The organism is Thauera phenylacetica B4P, from assembly GCF_000310225.1.
In the GTDB taxonomy this organism is placed as follows: domain Bacteria; phylum Pseudomonadota; class Gammaproteobacteria; order Burkholderiales; family Rhodocyclaceae; genus Thauera; species Thauera phenylacetica.
The window spans coordinates 1-7639 of record NZ_AMXF01000197.1; the positions used below are offsets into that span (position 1 = coordinate 1).

5 protein-coding genes are annotated in these 7639 nt (G+C 71.2%); 3 read left to right on the plus strand and 2 right to left on the minus strand.

The window, feature by feature from the left end; all coding sequences use genetic code 11:
* From C667_RS17915 to C667_RS17925, 3 genes are all read left to right on the plus strand, one after another.
* A partial coding sequence (locus C667_RS17915) for a sensor histidine kinase (RefSeq protein ID WP_004373493.1) occupies positions 1-1243 on the plus strand: 1243 nt, incomplete at its 5' end.
* 195 nt (positions 1244-1438) lie between these two features.
* Entirely contained in the window at positions 1439-4126 is a 2688-nt protein-coding gene (locus tag C667_RS17920; protein WP_004373495.1) for a bifunctional acetate--CoA ligase family protein/GNAT family N-acetyltransferase, read from the plus strand.
* A gap of 3 nt (positions 4127-4129) precedes the next feature.
* Positions 4130-4978, plus strand: a complete 849-nt coding sequence (locus tag C667_RS17925; RefSeq protein ID WP_004373497.1) for a D-hexose-6-phosphate mutarotase — start codon at positions 4130-4132, stop codon at positions 4976-4978.
* Between the two features lie 84 nt (positions 4979-5062).
* On the opposite strand, the gene C667_RS17930 is transcribed toward C667_RS17925, so the two are convergent.
* Both C667_RS17930 and C667_RS17935 read right to left on the minus strand, forming a co-directional pair.
* The gene (locus C667_RS17930; RefSeq protein WP_004373499.1) at positions 5063-6160 is read right to left on the minus strand and encodes a lipocalin-like domain-containing protein; all 1098 of its coding nucleotides are present in this window, start codon (positions 6158-6160) and stop codon (positions 5063-5065) included.
* A 106-nt stretch (positions 6161-6266) separates the two neighbouring features.
* A partial coding sequence (locus C667_RS17935; RefSeq protein WP_004373501.1) for an ABC transporter permease occupies positions 6267-7639 on the minus strand: 1373 nt, incomplete at its 5' end.

Here is a 7639-nt window from a genome sequence, read left to right on the forward strand (position 1 = left end):
CCCGGGCGCCCTGCCCGGGCTCCTCGCCGCCGATGCGCCCACAAGCCTCGCCCGCGGAGCGCCCGCCCGGCCCGGGCAAGCGCCCGCCGTCGACACGCCACCGGCGAGCGAGCCCACCGCCGACCCGAATGGCGTGGCGGCCGAGTCCTACCGCGAGGTGGTGGATTCGCTCAGCGAGGTGCTCTTCCGCACCGACGAACTCGGCCGCCTGGTCTTCCTCAACGACGCCTGGAGGGATCTCTCCGGCTTCGAGCTCGACTCCGCCCGCCTGCATCCCCTGACCGACTTCCTCCATCCCGACGATCGCCTCCGCGCGCGCGACGCGATCCGCGCCCTGCTGGCCGGGGATGGCCAGGAGTGGAGCGACGAGCTGCGCCTGCGCACGCTCGCCGGCGAGATCCGCTGGGTGGGGATCGCCTGCCGCGCGCTGCGCGACGGCAGCGGCCAGGAGAGCGGGATCGCCGGCACCATCGACGACATCTCCGCGCGCAAGATCGCCGAGTTCAGCCTGCGCAACCTCAACCAGGAGCTCGAGTCGCGGGTGCGCTCGCGCACCGCCGAGCTCGAGACCGCGATGCGCGAGCTGGAGGCCTTCTCCTACTCGGTGTCGCACGACCTGCGCGCACCGCTGCGCGCGATCGACGGCTTCGCGCGCATCCTCGCCGAGGAGGCCGGGCCGCGCCTGGACGAGCGCCACCGCGACCAGCTCGTGCGCATCCGCGCCGGCGCCGAGCGCATGGCGATCCTGATCGATGCGCTGATCGACCTCGCCAGCGTCTCGCGGCAGCCCTTGCGCAGGCAGCCGGTGGATCTTTCGCGCATCGCCGAAGCGGTGATCCGCGACCTGCAGGCCGAGTCGCCCGGGCGCACGGTCGCGGTCGAGATCACGCGCGACATGACGGTGGTCGCCGACCCGGTGCTGATGCACGTGCTGCTCGACAACCTGCTGCGCAACGCATGGAAATTCACGAGCCACTGCGAACATCCGCGCATCGTCTTCGGCGCGGCGCGCGAGGGCGAGCGCACGGTGTTCCATGTCGAGGACAACGGCGCCGGTTTCGACATGAACTACGCGGGCAAGCTCTTCCAGCCCTTCCAGCGCCTGCACGCGCAGCACGAGTTTCCCGGCACCGGGATCGGGCTCGCCACCGTGCAGCGCATCGTCGCCCGCCACGAGGGCCGAGTCTGGGCGAGCGCGGAGCCGGGCAAGGGCGCGCGCTTCTGCTTCATGCTGGGACATTGAGGGCGATGAGCGCGCGCCCGGGAAAGGGACGCCCCACCGCAGGCGGTCCCGCGGCGCTCGTGACACCAAACGCCGGCAACAGCGACAAAGGTCTCAACCGCCCTTTGTGCACTGCAGTATAATGAATCCAATTCCGAGCGGAGCCCGCCTCCGCCAAACCATTGCAGCACACCACTCGGACCCCAGGTGGCCACCATGAAAGAAAAGCACTATCTGACCCCGCTCCTCGAGCCGCGCTCGGTCGGCATCATCGGCGCCAGCGAGCGCGAGGCCTCCCTCGGCAGCGTGCTCATGCGCAACATGCTCGAGGCCGGCTACAAGGGCAAGCTGTTCGCGATCAACCCGAAGCACGAGAAGGTGCACGGGGTCGCCTGCTACAAGTCGGTCGAAGACGTGCCGCAGCGCCTGGACCTGGTGGTGATGGCGGTGCGCGCCGAGAAGGCGCCGGCGCTGATGGAGGCCTGTGGCCGCGCCGGGGTGAAGGCGGTGATCCTGCTGTCGGGTGGCTTCTCCGAGTCGGGCGCGCGCGGCGCGCTGCTCGAGCGCCAGGTGGTCGAGGCCGCCCACCGCCACCGCATCCGCCTGCTCGGACCCAACTGCCTGGGCATCATGCGCCCGCAGCTCGGCGTCAACGCCACCTTCGCGCACGCCAGCGCGCTCAAGGGCAGCATCGGCCTGATCTCGCAGTCGGGCGCGCTGTGCGCGGCCATCCTCGACTGGGCCAAGCCGAACAACGTCGGCTTCTCGACCGTGGTGTCGCTGGGCTCCTCCTCCGACATCGACTTCGGCGAGGTGCTCGAGTACATGATCTCGGATCCGCGCACCGAGAGCATTTTCCTCTACGTCGAAGGCATCCGTGACGCCCGCCGCTTCATGAGCGCGCTGCGTGGCGCCGCGCGCGTCAAGCCGGTGCTGCTGGTGAAGGCCGGCCGCCATCCGGGCGCCTCGCGCGCGATCCTGTCGCACAGCGGCGCGCCGATGGGCGAGGACGCGGTCTTCGACGCCGCGCTGCGCCGCGCCGGCGTGATCCGCCTGTACAACATGGGCCAGCTCTTCGCGGCCGCCAACGCGCTGTTCTCGCACTTCCGCCCGCGCGGCAACCGCCTCGCGATCATCACCAACGGCGGCGGCCCGGGCGTCATGGCTGCCGACCGCGCGGCCGACATCGGCATCCCGCTCGCCGAGTTCTCCGAGGGAACGATCGAGAAGCTCAACGCCTGCCTGCCCGCCGGCTGGTCGCACGGCAACCCGGTGGACATCCTTGGCGACGCCGGCCCCGAGCGCTACCGCGCCGCCCTCAAGGCGGTGCTCGAAGGGCCCAATGTCGACGGCGTGCTGGTCATGCTGACCCCGCAGGCGGTGACCGACCCGAGCGGCGTCGCCGACGTGGTGATCGAGCTCGAGAAGACCGCCGACAAGCCGGTGCTGGTGTGCTGGATGGGCGAGGAGCTCGTCGCCGACGCGCGCGCCAAGTTCAGCGCCGCCGGAATCCCGCACTTCCGCACCCCCGAACCGGCGGTCGAGCTCTTCAGCCACATCTCGGCCTACTACCAGAACCAGAAGCTGCTGATGCAGACGCCGTCCTCGCTGTCGCACCTGTCGCCGCCCTCGATCGAGAGCGCGCGCCTGGTGATCGAGATGGCCCTGTCCGAGCGCCGCAAGAAGCTCAACGAGATGGAGTCGAAGGCGCTGCTGGCCGCCTTCCGCATCCCGATCGCGCAGACCGTGGTGGCGCGCACCGCCGCCGAGGCGATGGTGCTGTCGGCCGAGATCGGCCTGCCGGTGGTGATGAAGATCGACTCGCCCAACATCGTGCACAAGTCCGAGGTGGGCGGCGTACGCCTGAACATCCGTAGCCTCGCCGCGGTGCGCTCGACTTACCAGGAGATCCTCGACGAGGTCAAGCGCGTGCAGCCCGAGGCGGTCATCAACGGCATCGCCATCGAGCCGATGATCCAGAAGCGCAACGGCCGCGAGCTGGTCGTGAGCGTGCGCCGCGACCCGGTGTTCGGCCCCGCGATCACCTTCGGCGAGGGTGGCAACCTGGTCGAGGAGAACCGCGACGTGGCGGTCGCGCTGCCGCCGCTCAACAGCTTCCTCGTCAAGGACATGATCCGCTCGACGCGCATCTCCACCCGCCTCGGCGAGTTCCGCAACATGCCGGCGGTGGACATGAACGCGCTCGAGCTGGTGCTGCTGCGCATCTCCGAGATGGTCTGCGAGCTGCCCTGGATCACCGCGATGGAGATCAACCCGCTGATCGTGGACGAGAACGGCGTGGTGGCGGTCGACGCCAACATCAGCGTGGAGAACGTGTCGCCGACGGCGGACCGCTACGACCACATGGCGATCCACCCCTACCCGTCGCACCTCATCAGCACCTGGACGGTGCCCGACGGCACCACGGTGACGATCCGCCCGATCAAGCCCGAAGACGCCGAGCTCGAGGTCGACTTCGTGCGCCGCCTGTCCGCCGAGACCAAGTACTACCGCTTCATGAACACCATGCGCGAGCTGCCGCCCGCGATGGTCGCGCGCCTGACGCAGATCGACTACGACCGCGAGATGGCCTTCGTCGCCACGCTCGAGGTCGATGGCGTCGAGAACGAGATCGGCGTGTGCCGCTACGCGGTGAACCCGGACGGCGAGTCCTGCGAATTCGCGGTGGTGGTGGCCGACGACTGGCAGCACCGCGGCCTCGCCCGCAAGCTGATGGGCGTGCTGATCGAGACCGCGCGCAGCCGTGGCATCCAGTACATGAACGGGGTCTTCCTGGCCAACAACGAGCGCATGCTCAAGTTCGTGCAGAAGCTCGGCTTCGTGCTCAGCAACGATCCGGAAGACAGCTCGGTCAAGCTGGGCATCCTGGCGCTGCAGGACTGATCGATGCCGGCGACGATCGAGCACATTGAGTTCCACGGCCAGCCCGCGCTGCGCCTGGCCACCGCGTCGGGCGCGCGCGCGGTGGTCGCGCTGCAGGGTGCGCAGGTGCTGTCGTGGACGCCGCCCGGTGGCGAAGAGCGCCTCTACCTGAGCCCGCGGGCGGTGTTCGACGGCAGCACTGCCATCCGCGGCGGCGTCCCGGTGTGCTTCCCGCAGTTCGCCGACCTCGGCCCCCTGCCCGCCCACGGCTTCGCGCGCAACCGGCGATGGACGCTGGCGACCGAGCGTAGCGGCAAGGATTTCGCGCTGGTCGGCCTGCAGCTGGCCGATGACGAGGCCAGCCGCGCGCTGTGGCCGCATGCGTTCACGGCCGAGCTGTCGATCCTGATCGAGGACAGCCGGCTCGAGCTCGAGATCGAGATCGCCAACACGGGCGAGGAGGCCTTCGAGTTCACCGCCGCGCTGCACACCTACCTCGCGGTCCGCGAGGTCGAGGAGTCGCGCATCGAGGGCCTGCACGGCTTCTCCTACCGCGACAAGACCGCCGCCAACCGCGTCCAGCGCGACAGCGGCGACGCGCTGGTGATCGAGGCCGAGACCGACCGCGTCTACCACGAGGTCAGCCGGCCGCTGCTGCTGCGCGAGTACGACCGCAGCCTGGGCATCAACGCCGACGGCTTCCCCGACGTGGTGGTGTGGAACCCCTGGGTCGAGCGCAGCGCCGCGATCGCCGACCTGCCCGACGACGGCTTCCGCCGCATGCTCTGCATCGAAGCCGCCGCTGCGCGCCAGCCGGTGCAAGTGCAGCCGGGCGAATCCTGGTGGGGGCGGCAGACGCTGGTCGCGCTCTGAGGATTTTCATCCGCGACTGCGGCGGGTAGTCCGGGAGCGGGGCTGTCGTTGCACCCATGGCGCCCCCCGGCCCCCCCCCGCGCCTCACATGCGCAGGCGTTCGGCGTAACCCGTCATCTCCAGGTAGCCGCGGCCGAGCTCCGGGCCCTCCTCCGGCGCAGTGCCCTCCCCGCCCGCATGCAGGCGCACCGCGCCCTCCCAGTAGATCGCCCCGGTCGAGGCCCGGCTGTCGAGCTCCTGGTCGTCCATCAGCGGCCGCAGCCGGTAGCGTCGCTCGGCCACCGTGACCGCCCACTCCACCGGGTACTCGATGCCGGTGCGCGGCGAGCGCCAGTGGCGCAGGGGCTCGAAGCGCACCTCCGCGGGCGGATGGACGCGGACGCTGCCGTCGCGTGCGGAGGTGCTCGCGGCGGCCCAGATGGCGCGGCCTTCGTGGTCGCGCATGCGGAAGGCCATCAGGCCGCCGCCGTCGGCGAGGTTGATGCCGATCCAGTCCCAGCCGCGCGCGTTCGCGGGCAGGATCTCGCTCGACCACTCGTGGTCCAGCCAGGCATGGCCGCTCACCGCCACTGGCTCGCCATCCAGGCGCAGCGTGCCGCTCACCGCGAGCTGCGGGCGGCTGTAGTAGTAACTGGAATTGAGTGGATCGGGCGCCTTCTGGCTGTAGCCTTCGCGGCCATTGAGCACCGGCGCGCGGTCCGGCATGAAATCGAGCGCGAAGCCGAAGTCCTCCGCCTCGATGCGGCTGCGGTAGCCGGCCTGCGCGCTATCCCCGCCCTCGAGGGACCAGTCGTCCACCCGCACCTCCGTGCGTCCCTCCAGCGCCTCGACCAGCCCGGGATAGGCGCGCCCCGAGCGCTCGGCGTGGCGCAGCCGGCCCGTCGCCGGATCGGCCACCGCGGCGTGCGCGAGCACGAGCTGGCGCGGCGCGAAGCGGCTCGGGTTGTCCTCGCCGATGCGTGTGCGCACCCGGAAGAAGGTGAGCTGGAAGCCACGCTCCACCCCGGCCGCATCCCGCAGCCAGCCGGTGATGTACCACCACTCGGTGCGGTAGTCGGGATGCGAACCGAAATCCTGCGGGAACACCAGCGCCCTGCCCGGCACCACCGGCGGATAGGGTGGCCCGGACTCCTGCGCCTGCGCCACCCCGCCCCCGGCCAGCATCAGCAACGCCACAAGCATCACCCGCAGCTGGACAAGCCTCTTTCTCAGGCCTCCCTGCGCAATCACCGTCGTGCGCCTCTCAGCCCCCACCGCTCCTGACCCCTTACGCCTCACACCTCACCCCTTACCAATCCGCCTTCACCGCCAGCACCGCCGACTGCCGCATCGCATGCCGCCCGGCGAGCCGGGCCACCAGCGCCGCCAGCAGCACCAGGCTCAGGGCGAAGATCGCCAGCCCGCCCCAAGGCACCGCCAGCTCCATGCTCCAGTGGAAGCTCTGGCGGTTGATGATCTCGATCAGCACCCAGGCGATCGCCGCGCCGCCTGCCAGCCCGGCGATCACGCCCAGGCCGGCGGTGAGCGCGCCCTCGGTGGCGATCAGCCGGCCGATCTCGGCGCGGGTGAAGCCGAGGTGGCGCAGCATGCCGAACTCGCCCTGGCGGGTGGCGGCGAGCGCGGCGAAGGTGGTGGCGATGCCGAACAGGCCGATCACCACCGCCACCGCCTCCATCAGGTAGGTGATCAGGAAGGTGCGGTCGAAGATCTCCAGGCTGATCGCGCGGATCTCGCCCGGCAATGCGATGGTGATGTGCTCGGCGCCGAAGCGCTCGCGCAGCGCCTGCGCCACCGCCGCCGGGGTGGCGCCGGGCTCGAGCAGCAGCGCGGCGTCGTTCACCCGGTCGTCGCCGGTGAGGGCGACGTAGTCGCGGCTCTCGATCAGCGCGGCACCGTGCTGGCGGGCGTAGTCGCGCCACACCCCGGCGACGCGGAAGGCCTGCATGCGCCCCCCGAGCGGCAGCTCGAAGCGGCTGCCGCGCGCGAGATCGTGGCGGTCGGCGGCCGCCTCCGACACCCAGGCCGGCGGCAGGCCCTCTGCGTCGCTGGCCACCGGCTCCATCGCTCCGCTCACCAGCGGCAGCCCCCAGTTGCCCTGCGCCGGTCGCGCCAGCACGCTGAACAGCGGTTCGGCGTCGGACAGGCGCAGGTTGATCAGGCGCGTGGTATCCACCCGCGCCACCCCGGGCGTAGCCGCGATCGCCGCGAGCGCCTGCGGGTCGAGGTAGCCGCTGCCGCTCGCCACCGAGGCGCGCACGTAGAGGTCCGCGGGGAGGACCTGGGCGAGCCACTCATCCACCGAGACGCGGAAGGAGTTCACCATGATCGCCATCGACACCGCGAGCGCGACGCTGGCGATCACCCCCGCCCCCGCCACCACCGCCTGCCCCGGCGCCGCCGCCAGGCGGGCGTGCGCCAGCCGCCAGGTCACGCTGCGCCCGTGTGCGAGCAAGGGCAGCACAAAGCGCGCGAGTACCGGCAGTGCCAGGATGGCCGCGGCGAGCACGAACACCACCGCCGCGTAGCCCCCGACCGGGATGCCGCCGAGCGGCGGCACCAGGCAGGCCAGCACCGCGAACACCAGCATCGCCGCCCCCAGCCGCCCGCGCCCATCGCCGCGCGGCAGGCCGGCGCGCTCGCCCTCCCCCGCGCGCAAGGCCC